A 17,482-nucleotide genomic window follows, 5' to 3' on the forward strand; every position below is an offset into this window, starting at 1 on the left:
TAAGGATGTCCCTGATTTTTTGGCTTCAGAATTCAGGTTTTCACCCGTTTTTCTTTCTATTCTCGAAAAATTACCTTAAACTTATGCCAACGTTGGCACAATTGTATATCTGACAGCATTCTTTTTAAAGATACACCTAAGCCCACCCTGCAACTGACTTCATCGTAAAAAAGCAACATATGCTCTTATTAGGAATAGACGTAGGCACCTCCTCCATCAAAGCCTCTGTGGTAGACGCGGCCACCCAGAAACCCCTGGCTTCGGCCCAGTTTCCAGAAACTGAGTCCAAAATCAATTCACTCCAGCCCGGTTGGGCCGAACAGTCGCCAGAAATGTGGTGGGAACATGCCCAGAAAGCGATCCAGAAGGTAAATGCCTCCGGGGCTTACAACCCTTCAGACATTGGTGCCATCGGGATTGCCTACCAGATGCACGGGCTGGTGATTGTGGACCAAAACCAGGAAGTGTTGCGCGAGTCTATCATCTGGTGCGATAGCCGCGCGGTACCCTACGGTCAGAAAGCCCTGGAGCACATCGGGCAGGAAGAAAGCCTTTCGCGTTTGCTCAACTCGCCGGGTAACTTCACCGCCGCCAAATTGGCTTGGGTAAAGGAAAACGAGCCCGAAACGTTCAGCAAGATCCATAAGATCATGTTGCCCGGCGACTACATTGCCATGAAATTGACGGGCGAAATCACCACCAGCGTATCGGCGTTGTCCGAAGGCATTTTCTGGGATTTCCAGAAGGACGAGGTTTCGCAGGATGTGATGAACTTCTTCGGCTTCAGCCCGGACATTATCCCGGAGGTGCGGCCTTTGTTTTCTTCGCACGGCGAGGTAAAACCTGAAGTTGCTTCTGCTTTGTCTTTGAACGCCGGTATTCCGGTGGCCTATAAATCGGGCGACCAGCCCAACAACGCGCTTTCTTTGAACGTGCTCAATCCGGGCGAAGTGGCGGCCACCGCCGGAACCTCGGGCGTGATTTACGGAGTAAGCGACCAGTTGGTGTATGATCCACAATCGCGCGTGAACACCTTTGCGCACGTGAACTACACCCCAGATTCCAAGCGCGTGGGCGTGCTCATGAACATTAACGGCACGGGCATCATGAACAGCTGGGTGAAGGAAAACATGGGGCAAGGCCTCTCCTATCCGCAGATGAACGAAGAAGCCATGAAAACACCAGTGGGCAGCAACGGCCTGCGCATCTTCCCTTTCGGGAATGGGGCCGAGCGGGTGTTCAATAACCGCATCATCGGGGCGCAGTTTCACAACCTGGACTTCAACCTACATACCAAGTCCCATATCTTCCGGGCGGTGCAGGAAGGCATTGCTTTCACGTTCCGCTACGGACTGGACATCATGCGGGAGAACGGCATGAACCCCAGCGTGATCAGAGCCGGAAACGCCAACATGTTCCTGAGTCCGCTGTTCGCCGAAGCCTTTGTGAACGCCACCGGCGTGCCGGTAGAGCTGTACCAGAACGACGGTAGCGTGGGTGCGGCCCTTGGAGCCGGTATAGGGGCTCAGGTTTTTGCCTCGGCCCAGGAAGCCTTTAGCCGTTTTGAACGTTTAAGGGTAATTGAACCCTCCCAGACCCAGGTCTACGAAGCTGCTTACCAAGATTGGAAAGCCTTATTGCTGAAACAACTGAGTAACTAATTTTCCACCCCATACATCCAAACATTATGGCAAATCACACCTTAGTAGAAACAGAATACTTTAAAGGAATTGGACAAATAAAGTTTGAAGGTCCGGAGTCTGACAACCCCTTAGCGTACCGTTGGTATGACGAGAACCGCGTAGTGGCGGGCAAAACCCTGAAAGAGCATTTCAAGTTTTCGGTGGCTTATTGGCACTCCTTCAATGCCAACGGTTCTGATCCATTTGGAGGTCCTACGTTGAACTTCGCCTGGGACAGAAGCTCAGACGTGATTGAGCGCGCCAAAGCCAAAATGGATGCCGCGTTTGAGTTCATCTCCAAATTGGGCATGCCGTATTACTGCTTCCATGATGTAGATGTGGTAGACTATGGCAATGACATCAAAGAAAACGACCGTCGTCTACAGACCATGGTAGAATATGCAAAGCAGAAACAAGCCGAAACAGGTATAAAGCTTCTTTGGGGAACTGCCAACGTGTTCTCGCACGAGCGTTACATGAACGGTGCCTCTACTAACCCAGATTTTCATGTGTTAACTCACGCTGCCGCTCAGGTGAAAGGCGCCTTGGATGCTACCATTGCTTTAGGCGGTGAAAACTACGTGTTCTGGGGAGGTCGTGAAGGCTATATGACTTTGCTGAACACCAACATGAAACGCGAGCAAGAGCACCTGGCCCGCTTCCTGCACTCCGCCAAGGATTATGCCCGTGCGCAAGGTTTCAAGGGTACGTTCTTCATTGAGCCCAAGCCGATGGAGCCAACCAAACACCAGTACGACTACGACTGCGCTACCGTGATCGGGTTCCTGCGTCAGCACGACTTATTGGGCGATTTCAAAATCAACATCGAGGTAAACCACGCCACGTTGGCGGGCCACACCTTCCAGCACGAGCTGCAAGTTGCCGCCGATGCCGGGGTATTGGGTTCTGTAGATGCCAACCGCGGTGACTACCAGAACGGCTGGGATACCGACCAGTTCCCGAACAACCTGAACGAGCTGACTGAAGCAATGCTGATCTTCTTAGAGGCCGGTGGCTTGCAAGGTGGTGGCGTAAACTTCGACGCTAAAATCAGAAGAAACTCCACTGACCCAGCTGACTTGTTCTATGCCCACATTGGTGGTGCCGATTCCTTCGCCCGTGCCCTGATCACCGCTGACAACATCCTGCAGAACTCAGATTACCTTCAAATACGTGAGCAGCGCTACGCGTCATTTGACAGCGGCAAAGGCCAGGAGTTTGAGCAAGGCAAACTGTCTCTGGAAGATCTTCGCGCCTACGCCATTGAGCAAGGCGAACCGAAACTGCAAAGCGGCCGTCAAGAGTACTTGGAGAACCTGATCAACCGGTTCATCTAGTCACTGTTTCCCTTCTCCTATTTCAGAGAAGGGAAGACTTTTTTTGATTTTTCATGTAAATACCCCAAAAGGGCTGTCTCTTATAGAGACAGCCCTTTTCTTTTTAGAAGCCATTTTGTCAGTTTAGTTGTAGGGGAATTGCCCAAATCCGTTCATTTACCTTCAGATTTCTTTAAATGAATGATGGAAGAGAGCAACCCCCAAGGATTACCCCTACTTTGAAAATGGTTGTATCACTGGTGTAAGCCCCCCTTTTTCTCCCCCCTCAAAGGGAGGATCTTCCGGATATTAAGATTGACGAATGCCATAAAAAAATCAGGCTCTTTCGGAGCCTGATTTAAAAAGTTTGTTTTACGCGCCTTTTTCAGAAAACAGGCAGAAAATAGAAATATGCCGAGTAGTGACCGAATTACTCCTGCTCCTGCATGATCTCCTTCATCTTCTCGGCATCTGCTACGAATTTGGCTAAGCCACTGGCAGTAAGCGGATGGTTAAGAAGACCCAGGATCGGCTCTAACGGGCAGGTGCAAACGTGGGCTCCCGCCTCAGCACACTTCACAATGTGCATAGAACTCCGGATAGAAGCCGCCAGGATTTGAGTCTCGTATCCTTGGATGGCGTAAATGTTAGCGATCTGGGCAATCAATTCTACCCCGTCCCAACCGATGTCATCCACGCGGCCTAAGAAAGGAGAAACATACGTGGCCCCGGCTTTGGCCGCCAGAATGGCTTGTCCGGCCGAGAAAACCAGGGTGCAGTTGGTTTTGATGCCGTTATCGGTGAACCATTTGATGGCTTTCAGGCCGTCTTTAATCATGGGAACTTTCACCACAATGTTGGGGTGCAGGGCTGCCAAAATCTTTCCTTCCTCAACCATAGAGTCGAAATCGGTGGAAAGCACCTCGGCACTGATATCACCATCCACGATCTCACAGATGGCTTTGTAATGATCCAGCGTAGCCTGTTCTCCCTTAATGCCTTCTTTGGCCATGAGAGAGGGGTTGGTGGTTACGCCGTCCAGAATACCCAGGTCGTGGGCTTCTTTGATGTGGGCCAGATTGGCCGTGTCAATGAAAAACTTCATAGTATATGCTAGTTAGGTGTCTACTCTCAATACGTTCTACTCTTTAGAACCATCCTGGTTTATTTCTGAAGAACAATTTAAGAATAAGTTTCTAAATAATTGTAAAATTGACAATTGTTAAAAATAATCTTTATAGTCCCTCTTTGTTTTTAGACCTGTTTCTGGGAAAACAGGCTCAAAACCGAATTACTCCGCCTGTTTAACTGAAAGTTTAGCGCTTTCCGGCGGACCCAGGTAACTGGGCTTTAGCCCACCGGCATCCACCACAATTTTCTGCAGCACCACACCAGAGTCTACCAACCAGAACTTTAACACGTGCTCGCCTGGTTTTGTCAGCTGGTGCTTGGAGATCGTCAGGTTGATGTTGTTGGCCACGTTCCTGTTCCAGTCTCGCTCAGACTTATTCTCGTGGATGTTGATGATCTGCGGCTGCTCGTCGTCAAAGGAGATGGCGTAGCGCAAGCCCTGGGTGTTATGGAAATTTAGGGTTGGAGCCAGCATCACCTGTACGTTTACCTCACCACCTTTCTGCAGGTACACTTTGTACTGCAGGTGCGGAGTGTTTCCGCCGGGTGTCTGGCTAGGAGCAATAACCGGTTCGGTGGTCATAGCCGATGCGGTACGACCCAGATCCGGGATTAGTTGCCATTGGATGTTATTGCCGTTCACGGCGCGGGTAAAGTGCTCCGCCTCCATGGAAACGTACCCGTTGCTTTCCACAAAACCTTCGGTAACATTGGTGGCGGTCAGCGCTGGTTCCACGGTAGCCTGTACGGTCACACTTTTGCCTTTCGGGCCGATGATGGTCAGGGAGGCACGCTGGGCACCGGCTGGTACATTGGCCCAATCCACGCTTACCCACAGCCGCTGCTCTTTGGCTATGGAGCCTTTATCCTGCGATACTTTCAGCCAAGGAACACTGGATTTAATGGTGTAATCAAACGGCTGCAGTCCGCGGTTGAAGATCTCCAGGTAATGGCCCTGTTTCTGGTACGGCGAGAAAGCCGGCAGGACCGCAGTTTCTTTCTCCTGAGGCCACCAGGTGGTGGAGCCTTCAACGGTCACGCCCATGTCCGCGGAGGTAGGCACCGAGAGTTGTTTCACCTCCGGCATCACGTCTTTTTCGGGTTGTTGCCAGTAAGTGTAGCTGATGTGCGTCTGCGACATCATGTGGTTCCACTTGCCGCCCGCGATGTTCTTGTGGTAATACTGCGTGAGCTCGGCGTCTTTCTCGAACAGGCGCTTCACTTTGGCCGCGAGGTCGTTGGTGGTGTTGCGGCCCTGCGCGGCATACAGGCGATTAAGGCCGGTGGTCACGTGCAATTCGTTCAGGTTCGCGCAGGCTTTGATGGGGAACAAAATCAGTTGGTAGTAGGCATCGCGGTACTCAAAGGGCAACAGGCCATTAATGCGCTCCGCTTCCATGGCCAAGCGGTTGTAATCGGCTACCACTCTTTCGGCTTCCTGGTAATGGGTGAGGCTGTAGGTATCAGGGGCCAATAGCTCGGGTTTGCGGCGGCTGTTGTACTTGGCGTATTTAGAAAGCATTTGCGCGATGGCAGGGGCGTGTTCAGGCCCAAACTGGCGCTCGGCCCAAAGTCTAGTGTATTCTTCCAAACGCTCGGCAGGCCATTTCTCGGGGTTCCAGGCGTAGTCCAGGAAGAACTCGGTGGGGAATTCCATGGGTTTGATGTCGCCCACGTTCACAATCCAGATACGGTCGGCTTTGTGTTGGTAGGCCAGGTGCATCTGCTCCCAGATCCGGGGAATCGGGTTCGTGTTGAGCCATTTGTAGTTCCTCGGGCCGCCCACGTAGTCAAAGTGGTAGTAGATGCCGTAGCCGCCGGAGTGCTGTTTTTCGCCTGGTTTTGGCAATTTGCGGATATTCCCCCAGTTATCATCGGCTAGCAACAACGTCACGTCATCGGGCACGCGCATGCCTTTGTCATAGTAGTCCTGCACCTCTTTATACAGGGCCCATAGCTGCGGTGTTTGCGAGGCGTCTTTGCCGGTTACTTCGGAGATGATTTTGCGTTGATCGGTGACAATCTTTTCCAGCAACCCGATGTTGCTTTCCTCGCTCATGGGCTCGTCGCCATCGCCGCGCATCCCCACAGTTACGATGTTCTCGAAGCCGTTCATGCGTTTGATGCCGCCAGTCCAGAACTCACGCAGTTTCTCAGGGTTGGTGTTGTAGTTCCAGGGTCCGCCCCGGTTGCGGCGCCACTCGTCGTGGGCCCGCGCGAGCGGCTCATGGTGCGAGGTGCCCATCACCACGCCGTACAGATCGGCGGTTTGCGGGTTGATTTTGTCATCGTCGCTGAAGGCGCTGCCCCACATGGCCGGCCACAGGTAATTGCCTTTCATGCGCAGAATCAGCTCAAACACCTTCTCATAGAACTTGTGGTTGAACCCACCAAACTGCTCCTTCGCCCAGTTGGAGAGTGCCGGGGCCTCGTCGTTGATGAAGATGCCGCGATATTTCACAGCCGGCGTGCCTTTGGTGTGACGGCCTTCCAGTACGTACAGGTTTTGCTGCTGCTTCACCGGAACATCGGCCCACCAGTACCACGGTGACACGCCAATCTGCTGAGACACGTCATAGATGCCGTAGATGGTGCCGCGTTTGTCGCTGCCTACAATCACTAAAGCCTCGTCTACGCCTTTCATGGGTTTCTGCACGGTCTGCACCACAAAGGTCTCCCACTTGCCGGTCAGGTCTTTCACGTCCAGCTTTTTGCTTTTCACCAGTTGGTCAATGAGCGGGCTTTTGCCCAGCGTTCCCACCAGCACCAGCGTCTTGGCTTTGGGAGTTTTCTTCCCAATGATTAATGCGGGCTCAGCTTTGGTCACACGCTGCACATCGGCCTGCAGGTCTTTCAGGGCTCTGATGACACCCGGAAAATCCGATTCGTGGATGAAAAAGGAAGCGGTTTTTCCCGCCTCGGCCAAAGGAAAAGCATTGTTCTTTTTCTGCGAGGAGACGTATGAGACATCGTCCAAGGCAAAAGCGGCGGGTGCCCACACCAGGAACAACAGGCAAAGCACCAAGGTCTTCCAGCGCAATTTCCGGGATAAGGCTGTTTTAGGCTTGTTTTTCAGAAAAGAGGGTGAATTCATGCGGAAATCAATTTAGGGGGAAGTAGTTCTTTGCGTTGTAGTAGCAGATGTCCTGCACTATTTTCCCAATCCAGGAGAGGTCATTGGGCAGCAGGCCCCGTTCCATTTCCTCGCCCATGATATTGCACAGCAATCGCCGGAAATACTCATGGCGGGAGTAAGACAGAAAACTGCGCGAATCGGTGAGCATGCCCACAAAACAGCTGATGAGGCCCATCTGCGACAAAGCGTCCATCTGCTGCTTCATGCCATCCAGGTTATCCAGGAACCACCACGCGGAACCAAATTGCATTTTTCCTCTGATGCCGCCTCCCTGGAAATTCCCGATCATGGTGGCGAACGCCGCGTTGTCAGAGGGGTTCAGGTTGTAGATGATGGTTTTGGTGAGGCAGTTTCCTTTCTCCAGTTGGTTGAAGAACTCGGCCATGGCCTGGACCTGCGGATAGTCCCCGATGGAGTCATAGCCCGTATCGGGCCCGTTGACCTGCAGCATGCGGCTGTTGTTGTTCCGGATGGCGCCTACGTGAAATTGCTGCACCCAGCCTTTCTGGTAGTACATGCGGCACAATTCCAGCAACAGGAACGCAGTAAAAGCTTCCTGGTGTTGCGCCGCCTCCTGGTCTTTGCCGGCCAGCACATCCAGGAAAACATCCTCTAAATAGGCACTTGACGAAGGTAAAGCTGGCAGGCAGGACAAGCCATGATCCGAGATGCGGCAGCCGTGCTCGTGGAAATACTGCACGCGTTTTTCCAGCACCTCCAGTAGGGTGTCCAGATTGAAAATCTCGGTGCCCGTGACGCTGGCTAGTAGCCGGATGTAGTCTCTAAAAGAATCGCCCCCGGAGAGATGGAACACCTTGTCTGGCCGGAACGAGGGAAGCACTTTCATTTTAAGGCCGTTTTCTGATAATTGGCGGTGAAACGCCAGATCATCGGTAGGGTCATCAGTGGTGCCCACCATCTCCACGTTGAAATGCGAGAGTAAACCCTGTGGCGTGAACTCCGGCTTCTGTAGCAGCGCATTGCAGTGCGCGTACACCTCGGCGGCATTCCGCTCAGAAAGCAATTCGTTCACACCAAACGGGTTCTGAAGCTCCATGTGGGTCCAGTGGTACAGGGGATTGCGCAGCGTGTACGGCACCGCCGAGGCCCACTTCAGGAATTTCTCCTCGTCTGAAGCGTTTCCGGTAATGTATTTTTCCTCAATTCCCAGCGTGCGCAGGGCGCGCCATTTGTAGTGGTCCCCAGCCAGCCAGATTTGCGTCATGTTGGCGTAATTGGCATTCGCCGCTATGGCTTCCGGCGACAGGTGACAGTGGTAATCAATGATGGGCAACCCTTTGGCATACCCATGGTACAGTTGGTTGCTGGTTTCGGTCTGCAAGAGGAAATCTTCATTCAAAAACGTTTTTAATGAAGGCTGCGGACTACGGGAAGCAACGGAAGACGGAAGAATGAAGCTCTCCTGCATGGGAAATTAGTTATTGCCGTAGATGGTTTTCTCAATGCCCATTTCCAGACCGCGCAGCTCCGCCAACCCGCGCAGACGACCGATGGCCGAGTACCCCGGATTGGTGACTTTGTGCAGGTCATCCAGCATCTGGTGCCCGTGGTCCGGACGGAACGGAATAGGCTCGTCTCGCTCGCGGTTGATGGCGACCAATTCTTTCATGACACCGTACATGTCCACGTCGCCGGCCAGGTGATCAGACTCAAAGAAGTTGCCTTGGGCGTCTTTCTTCACGTTGCGCAGGTGCGCGAAATACACGCGGTGTCCCACTGATTTCAGAATCTCCACCGGATTGTTGTGCGGCCCGGCTCCCAGAGAACCCGTGCAGAAGCAGATACCGTTTGGTGCCCGGTCTACCCGCCTCAGGATAAATTCCAGGTCTTCTTTGTTGGAGGCGATGCGCGGCAAGCCCAGAATCGGGTAAGGCGGATCATCGGGGTGGATGGTCATTTTGAGGCCGTTTTCCTCACAAACGTCCATAATCGATTCCAGGAAGTAAGCCAGGTTCTCGCGCAAACCAGCGTGCCCGATGTTCTTGTAAATCCCGATGCTTTCCGTGAGGTGCTCCAGCGTGATGTAGCCTTCCATGGGAACGCCCATCCGGATGATCTCGCTCAGTTCTTCCAGTTGCTGCTGAGAATACGAGCTGAACCTTTCCTTGGCCTGCTGCACCACTTCGGGTTTGTAGTCGTTTTCAGCGCCTTCGCGTTTTAAGATAAACAGGTCAAAAACGGCCAGGTCAGACCAGTCAAAGTAGAGGGCTTTGGCCCCGTTCCACATTTCCAGCGCCAGATTGGTTCTGGTCCAGTCCAGCACGGGCATAAAGTTGTAGCAGATGGTCTTCAGACCGCAGGCAGCCAGGTTGCGTAGGGATTGGCGGTAATTTTCCAAAAACTGCTCATAATCGCCGGTGCGGGTTTTGATGGATTCATGCACCGGCACGCTTTCCACAACGGCCCAGGTCAGGCCGCTTTCTTCAATGATGCGTTTCCGTTCCTGAATTTCCTCTAAGGGCCAAACTGCTCCGTGCGGAACATGGTGTAAGGCACTCACAATACCGGTGGCTCCGGCTTGTTTCACATCCTGTAGGGTTACCGGATCATTGGGTCCGTACCATCTCCAGCTTTGTAATAGTGACATAAAAGTGATTCTTTAATTATGATTTATGCTTACCTGTTTGTGGTAAGTCTATGGTGATGTAGCAAATATTATTTTGCCTGTGTTTTTAAAAAAAACAGCTCCTAAACACGCTAAAGCACGTTTTCAACTACTTGGCCTTTACCGAGGCAGAAGTATCGTATATCGGGTCCTTGCCTTCGTAATGGAACCAATCAAAGGTGGCCTTGCCGGTGGAGGGCTTCCCTTGCGAGGTGGCGTACATGCCCAAAGTCACGCCCACAAAACCACCCGCCGTGCGCGTGCTCAGGAAGGTTCCATCCACATTGTCTTGCAAGAGGGTCCACTCTCCTTCTTTAGTGCCATAGTAAAAAGCGTATTTCCCCGCTTTGAAATCCACCTTTAAAAAGAGCGGCTTTTTCGGGTCCTTGGGGTTCAAAGGAGCCTCGGCGAGCACGGTTGTTTCCGGGGTGCCCGGCTTGGTTGTGTCCTGCGACTTGCGCAGCTGCACTACTTCTTTGCCGTTGGCGATGGTTTTGCCCAAAGCGTAATAATGCTTCTCACTCTGTAGAGCCACCAGCCCGGCGAACTCTTCTGAGGAAGCAGGCTTGAACTCCATTTTGGTGCTAGCATTGCCGTAGATGTGCTGCTGTCTTCTGGCGATGAACGAAGGATTATCAGTTCCTGAAACAGTCTCCGGTCTGACATCCAGCGTCAGGCTTCCGGCTGGTTTGCTCAGGCTATACCATTGGGTACCCGGCGCCCGAAGCGTCAGCCAATATAAGGGCAGTTTACTTTCCTTAAAATCTTCTCTGTAGGTAAAGTTGCCGTTCACCGGAAGCTTGGGGGCTTTCCCAAAAGGCAGTTTGGGCCGTTGATAAGCGTATTGCACTTCCTCATGGCCGGGATTGATGATGGGCCAGCCGTCTTTCCATTCCACGGGAGCCAGGAAGGTTTCGCGGCCTATGTTGTAGTGGTCTTCCGTATCGTAAGGGCGGGTAGCCAGGAAAACAGCCCACCACTCCCCGTTCTGCGTCTGCACCAGGTCGGCATGGCCGGTGGCCGATACAGGGTTCTTCCGGTTGGCTGGTAAGTGGCGCTGCGTCAGGATGGGATTATTGGGGTTAGGGACGTAATCACCGTTTACTTTTTTGCTTCTCAGGATTACCTCTGAGTGGTTCACGCTAGTACCGCCTTCGGCTGCCATAAGGTAGTAGTAGCCGTCTTTTTTGTAGATGTGCGGACCTTCAATCCAGACCGGCTTTTTGGAGAAATCCACGCCCCCGTTCACCAAAATAATGGGTGCGCTGGTGGTTTTCAGGTTTTTGTAGTCAAACTCCTGCATCCTGATGGTGCGGTGCCCATCATAGAGGGGCTTGTTGTCCGGCGCATCGCCGTTGTAGATGATGTAGGCTTTGCCGTCATCGTCAAAAAACAAAGAGGGATCAATACCCTGGACATCCGGCAACCAGGCCGGGTTTGACCACGGGCCTGCCGGGTTCTTGGCTGTCACCACAAAATTCCCGCCCCGGTCAATCAGGGTGGTTACCATGTAATAGACACCGTCATGGTAGGAGATAGTAGGGGCAAAAATGCCTCGGGTGATCCGGTGCTTTTCCAGGTTCAGCTGTTCCGGACGGTCCAGGATATTCCCGATCTGGTTCCAGTTCACCAGGTCCTTGCTGTGGAAAATGGGCACACCGGGGAAATAGGCAAATGTAGAGAGAATGAGGTAGTAGTCCTCCCCTACCCGGCAGATAGCAGGGTCTGGGTAAAAACCCGCCAAAATGGGGTTCTGAAACTTCTGGTTGTCCTGCGCAAAGCTAGCCTGCTGGGAAAGCCCGAAGCAACAGGTAAGTACTAAGAACGCTCTTTTAAGACGACTTCTCTGTTTCATGTGTGTTTTTATAAAATTGGGTCTAAAATAGCCTATTGCTTTTGCTTTGCTGAAGGCACTTTACTTTGTTTACTGATCTGATATGTGATTTGGGAAGAATCAAAGTCCGCGTAGCCGCCAGATGCTTTGGTGACATAGTTGAACAACTCAAATTGGTATCCCTAAGGTTGGGAATGGTGTAGGCCATCTACCAGGTAGGTAAATATTAACAAGCCATAATAGCAGTGATTTCACCTATTAACGACTCTTTTTACTTCAGTTTTGTAAAAACACCTGTGAAACGTGTTTCGGGAACCGCAATAAAAAGATTGGCTGCTCCTAATGGGCAGCCAATCTTTTTAGAATGATGAAATAAGATTATCTATACCCTGGGTTTTGATAATTTGCTCTTTCTTCAGCCGTCATTTGCATGGCATCTAATTGGCCTTGCGGAATAGGGCGTAAATAATGTTCTGGTTGAATCGTGCGGGTAATGGTCATAGGAGTATGTTCTCCGTAGTTACTTCCGCCAATTCTGTACGTGGAAGCGAGCTCATTCCATTTTTGCGTACGTACCAGGTCAAACCAACGGTATCCTTCACCATAAAACTCACGGGAACGCTCTGCCAGGATATAGTTGATGTCAATGGTGGTTGGGGTAGCTGCAATCATGGCAGCGCTGTTGTCTTCCACTTTGGCAGTATTCCCGTTGTTATCAAAACGCCACTTACCAGCACGAGCCCGGATTACGTTGATCAAATCATAAGCGCTTTTACCAGGTTGGGTAGTAGCCCCTTTGACTGCGGCCTCGGCGGCCACGAAGTACAGTTCTGAGAATTTCGCAATGTTGAACGGACGGGTGCTACCGGCGTTAGGTTGCCCTAATCCTGCGCCATTGTCTGTCCGATAGGTACCCAGTTTCCAAAGTTTAGGATAAACGATCCGGCTTATCCCGCTAGGCGCTATTACATAATCGGCTCTTCCTGGCAGTTCGCCTGCCCCCACATTACTTCTACCCGTCCCAGATGGGTAAGAAATAGGAGTAGCTGGTTCTTCATTCAGGAAAGTCAGGACTGGATCACCCGGGCGAATTGGAAGAAGGTTGGCATTATACACCGTCTGAGGAATGTTAGCACCTCCCGCCTTTGGCCAGTTAGCACGATAAACAGTGGTAAAGGTACCGTCATAACGAGAATCCAGGGTTTTATCCGCAAAGGTTTTCTCAACTACGTCAATGGTAGGCGCCATACGAGTCCAGGGACGTCCCTTGTCTTGTGAAGCTTCCCGTTGAACAGAGTTTATAGAACCCGTTCCATTTGCATTGGTGAAACTTGTGATGTTGGGATAGTTCCAGGTCATCATCCAGCCAGCAAAGTTATCTGGAGCACCGCCACTACCGAATGTAAGGCTACCCCCATTATAAAACTCGCTTTTCTCCGTGTGGTCGGCGTACAACAGAATTTCAGAGTTGCGGTCGTTAGACCCCACGTTCACATCATAGAAGGTAGGTTGTAACTGAAATGGACCCGGATTGTCAATAGCCATGGCTGCTACATCATACGCCTGCTGGAAATACCACTGGGCATTATGTCCGTCTGGATCGGTCCGTTGAGTCGCAGGATAGGTAGGAATATTGTTCGGGTTTTCAAGCCACCAGCCGTATGTCAGGTAGGCTTTCGCCAAATAAAGACGGGCCAGGGTTTTAGTGGCCCCTCCAGTAACTCGGCCCCTTTCAGGCAAATCGTTTATGGCGGTCAGTAGATCAGGGAAAATAGCTTTTGTATACACCTCAGGTACCGTGTTACGCGCTGAAGTCCTTACTGGATTAGTGTTAAACTTCAGTTCTCCTGCCCCTAAATCCAAAGGCACTCCTCCAAACGTTTGCACCAGTTTAAAGTAATCAAAGGCACGGAAGAATCTGGCTTCGGCAATCAGGGCTGGAGAAATTGTTCCAACGGCAGCGGCATTTTCTATGATACCGCTTGCGGTGTTGATGTTAGGGAAGGCAGCTCCCCACAGCACATCGGCTCGGCTGTTGACAGCAGTAAGAACCCCTTGGTTGGAAAGGTCCATTACCCTGAAGTTCTCGTCTGCATCCCGGGCATAGGTCACTTCATCAGTACCGGTCAGAGTGGCATTATAATAGTAGGCTTGCCCGTAGATGTAGCGTAAGTGGGCGTACATGGAGGTTAACCCCCCTTGAACACCTCTCTCCGTTTGGAAGAAATCGGGGGTATAGGAGCTGCGTGGCTCCTCATCCAGGATATCAGAGCACCCCACGGTAAACATGGAGATCACAGCTGCCCCAACAAATGCTTTTAGATTAATATATCGTTTCATCGAATTCTTTTTAGAAAGTAACATTTAAACCAACCAGGTAACCGCGAGTGGCAGGTGAGTTAGTACCTAAAGTAAGCAAACGTCTCAAGTTGTCTGATAAGGGTACTGCCGCATTTTCGTTACCGAAAGAGTTTGTTTCTGGGTCCATGCCTGATTCCTTGTTGTAAGGCGAGAAGAACACAAATGGATTCTGTGCCGTCGCGTAAACCCGTAGTCTGTCAAAACCAGCGGCCTTCAACCAAGTGTTATTATCAAAGTTATACCCTAGAGAAATGGTGCGTATTTTCAGGTATGAGGCATCAAAGTAACCCAGGGTACTACCATAGTTTGGATTATCGCCGCTTCTTTTTCCTGCAGGGTTTGGATACTGGGCATCCGTATTCTCTGGGGTCCAGTAGTCAACCTTTACGTTACCACGACGGCCACTCATCATATTGAGGTAACCTGAGGATCCGTAAAGCGTGCTATTCAAAAGACCGCCACCCTGGAAGGCACCCACTGCGCTTAAATCAAACCCTTTATAAGCTACGCGGGTATTGAAGCCACCTTGGAAATCTGGATTCACATCCATGATCTGGCGGTCTTCAGGCCCGATCCGTCTTACAGGGGTTCCATCAGGATTGTACCCGCCGGTGTATTTCACCTTGATTGAACCAACTATCTGTTCATCTGTTCCTGGTTCAAGAATATTTCTATAAGGATCTTCAGCTTGCCAGAGACCAACTTTTTCGTAGTCGTAAATCACGTTGATAGGATGACCTACAAACCACCAGTTACCTTCATCCCGCTGTTGTCCACCTGCAAGCGCTACAAGTTTGTTACGGTTGGCATACATGTTGACACCGGCTTCCCAGGTCCATCCGTTAAGGTTATCCAGGATCACACCATTCAGGGAAAGCTCCACCCCTTTATTTTGGGTTTCTCCAATGTTGGCAACGTAGCTACCCACACCTGTTGAAGCAGGCAGGCCTACTCTCAATAAGATATCGTTGGTTTTGGTGACATAGTACTCTACCGTACCGGACAGGCGGTTGTTCAATATGGCGAAGTCTAACCCGTAGTTAAAGGTTTCAGAGAACTCCCAGCCTAGGTTAGCGTTAGGCACTTCTGTAACATACAAACCTGTTTGGTAATTGTCAGGACCAAAGTTGTACGGTCTGCTGCTCAGGCGGCCAAGGGTAGCATAAGGATCAATAGACTGGTTAGAGGTTTTTCCGTAACCCGCACGAATTTTCAGCATGTTCACCAGTTTCACATTCTCCATGAATGTTTCTCTGGCAATATTCCAACCCACCGAAACGGCCGGGTAGGTATGCCATTTGCGTCCGGGAGCCAGTCTTGAGGAGCCGTCTGAACGTACGGTAGCCGTCAACATATAGCGGTCATCATAGGAGTACATCACGCGACCCATCCAGGACATCAAACCACTTTTCCAATATTGCTGGTCACCAGGGGCTACAGTGATTTCCCCGGCAGCCAAACCCAGGTTATAGAATTGGAAAGCATCAGAAGGAATGTCTCTTGCCGCCACACGAGATCTGTTGAATTTGCTATCTGAAGCAGAGTATAACCCCACCACGTTAATCATGTGCTTCTCAGCAATGGTGCGGTCATAGGTCACCAGGTTTTCAATGGTCCAGTCTGTAGTATGGGAGTTACTAACCGATGCCGTAGAAGGAGTAGTGGCAGTGGCACTGCCGATTCCTTGGGCAGTATAGGCCCCACCATTGCTCTGACGGTAGTTTACGCCAAGGTTGGCACGATACTTCAAGCCTTCCACTCCTGGAATCTGAATTTCACCGTACATGGTGTTGTACGTACCGAACGCTCTGGTTTCACTTAACCATCTGTCACTCAATTCCTCTACAATGTCTTTTGAATATACCCACTGCTCATCTAGGGGCATCTTAACCGTTCTTTTCCAGGTGCCATCCGCGTTGTAAGGGTTGGCAATGGGTGACATGCTCAGGATTCCGTAAAGCCCCACGTTGTTACCTTCCGTTACGTTATAGTTATTGTAGGTGGTGAACCCTAAACGGATGTATTTACCTACCCCTTGGTCAAGAGAACCACGCACAGAGTAACGGGTGTATTGTTGGGTTGGGATTACCCCTTTTTCATTGTAGTAACCTGCATTGAAGTTGTAGCTACCCTTTTCGGTTCCACCAGCTACGCCTAAGTCGTGGCTATTAACCATGCCTTTTTTATACAGCAGGTCTTGCCAGTCGGTGTTCACATCATCTGCCTCGTCTACGGCATTGTTATAGGTGCGAGCAGCTTTGCGCAAGGCCACAAACTCAGGACCGCTCATCATGGGGTATTTAGCAAAAACATCTTTCACGCCAACAAAGCTGTTGTAGCTTAGTTTCGCTTCCTGCCCTTGTCTTCCACGGTTGGTGGTTACCAAGATAACCCCGTTTGCACCCCTTGAACCGTAAATTGCAGTAGCAGAGGCATCTTTCAAGATGTCAACACTGGTAATATCATTAGGGTTGATGTCCCCGATTGAGCCTGCAAATGGAATACCATCCAGAACCACCAATGGATCGTTGCTGGCATTCAGCGAGCGGGCTCCACGAATCCTGATCTGCATGGCGGCACCAGGCTGGGACGAAGATTGGGAGAACTCCACACCAGGCAAACGACCTTGAAGCGCTTGAGAAATGTTGGCGGCTGGCACCTCACGTAACGCCTCTCCCTTAATGGAAGCAACTGAACCAGTTACTGCTTCTGCACTCTGAGTACCGTAGCCCACTACCACTACTTCATCAATGGTCTGCTGGTCAGCGGCAAGAGTCACGTTGATGGTGGTTCTTCCGTTGATTGCCACTTCCTGCGAAACATACCCTATAAAGGAATACACCAAAGTACCCGTAGCACTTGGTATGGCAATAGAGTAGTTTCCTTCCACATCGGTGGGGGCGGCCGTGGTAGTTCCTTTAAATAGAACCGTCACGCCTGGCATCCCTCCCCCTGAGGCATCGGTCACACGGCCCTTAACCGTGACACTGCCTTGGGCAAAGGTCTGCAGACTAGTCATGAGTGTGACAACCAGCAGAAAAGCCACTTTAAGAATTTCCCGCTTCCTGAGCGGCAAAATCGTTGATCTGGGGTTTTGGGTAATATTACCTTCCATACATAAGTTTTTTTGAAGTGTAGTGCTAGTTTTTGTTAGGGTATTAATCAGGCATTAAAAAACTTTAGACTCACCTGCACTTCCTAAAAAGGAATAAAGGCAGGGACAGTAGCGCGTTTACAAACCGATTTCAGAAAACAAGGGCTGTAACAGTAATCTCTCTTGCTGTGCACGCTTAGCAATTGCCAAAATCATAATGGTTCAAGTAGTGAGATGATGCTTGTTTTGCTCAAAAACCTCCATTTCAAGCTGTTTTTAAACCTTTAAGCCTAAATTAATTC

General features: G+C 50.9%; 9 protein-coding genes. 2 read left to right on the forward strand and 7 right to left on the reverse strand.

Features of this window, described 5'->3' with window-relative positions:
- Positions 1-179: 179 nt before the first annotated feature.
- Together EFB08_RS06885 and xylA are read left to right on the forward strand one after the other, a co-directional pair.
- A complete protein-coding gene (locus EFB08_RS06885) occupies positions 180-1,661 on the forward strand; it encodes a xylulokinase (protein ID WP_123126204.1) in 1,482 nt (493 codons plus the stop codon).
- A gap of 26 nt (positions 1,662-1,687) precedes the next feature.
- Positions 1,688-3,019 (forward strand): xylose isomerase, encoded by a 1,332-nt coding sequence (xylA, locus tag EFB08_RS06890; RefSeq protein ID WP_123126205.1) that lies wholly within the window; start codon positions 1,688-1,690, stop codon positions 3,017-3,019.
- Between the two features lie 409 nt (positions 3,020-3,428).
- On the opposite strand, the gene fsa is transcribed toward xylA, so the two are convergent.
- From fsa to EFB08_RS06925, 7 genes are all read right to left on the reverse strand, one after another.
- On the reverse strand, positions 3,429-4,103 hold the full coding sequence (fsa, locus tag EFB08_RS06895; protein ID WP_123126206.1) for a fructose-6-phosphate aldolase: 675 nt from the start codon (positions 4,101-4,103) through the stop codon (positions 3,429-3,431).
- A gap of 186 nt (positions 4,104-4,289) precedes the next feature.
- Positions 4,290-7,223, reverse strand: a complete 2,934-nt coding sequence (locus tag EFB08_RS06900) for a glycosyl hydrolase 115 family protein (RefSeq protein ID WP_123126207.1) — start codon at positions 7,221-7,223, stop codon at positions 4,290-4,292.
- 7 nt (positions 7,224-7,230) lie between these two features.
- Positions 7,231-8,625 (reverse strand): glucuronate isomerase, encoded by a 1,395-nt coding sequence (gene uxaC, locus EFB08_RS06905; protein WP_262707468.1) that lies wholly within the window; start codon positions 8,623-8,625, stop codon positions 7,231-7,233.
- 75 nt (positions 8,626-8,700) lie between these two features.
- Positions 8,701-9,873, reverse strand: a complete 1,173-nt coding sequence (gene uxuA / locus EFB08_RS06910) for a mannonate dehydratase (protein WP_123126209.1) — start codon at positions 9,871-9,873, stop codon at positions 8,701-8,703.
- A gap of 127 nt (positions 9,874-10,000) precedes the next feature.
- Entirely contained in the window at positions 10,001-11,746 is a 1,746-nt protein-coding gene (locus EFB08_RS06915) for a glycoside hydrolase family 43 protein (RefSeq protein ID WP_123126210.1), read from the reverse strand.
- 357 nt (positions 11,747-12,103) lie between these two features.
- Positions 12,104-14,065: a RagB/SusD family nutrient uptake outer membrane protein gene (locus EFB08_RS06920; protein ID WP_123126211.1), complete on the reverse strand. Its 1,962-nt coding sequence runs from the start codon at positions 14,063-14,065 to the stop codon at positions 12,104-12,106.
- A gap of 10 nt (positions 14,066-14,075) precedes the next feature.
- Positions 14,076-17,201 (reverse strand): SusC/RagA family TonB-linked outer membrane protein, encoded by a 3,126-nt coding sequence (locus EFB08_RS06925; RefSeq protein WP_123126212.1) that lies wholly within the window; start codon positions 17,199-17,201, stop codon positions 14,076-14,078.
- Positions 17,202-17,482 lie beyond the last annotated feature (281 nt).

It is taken from the genome of Rufibacter latericius, from assembly GCF_003721515.1.
Taxonomy (GTDB): domain Bacteria; phylum Bacteroidota; class Bacteroidia; order Cytophagales; family Hymenobacteraceae; genus Nibribacter; species Nibribacter latericius.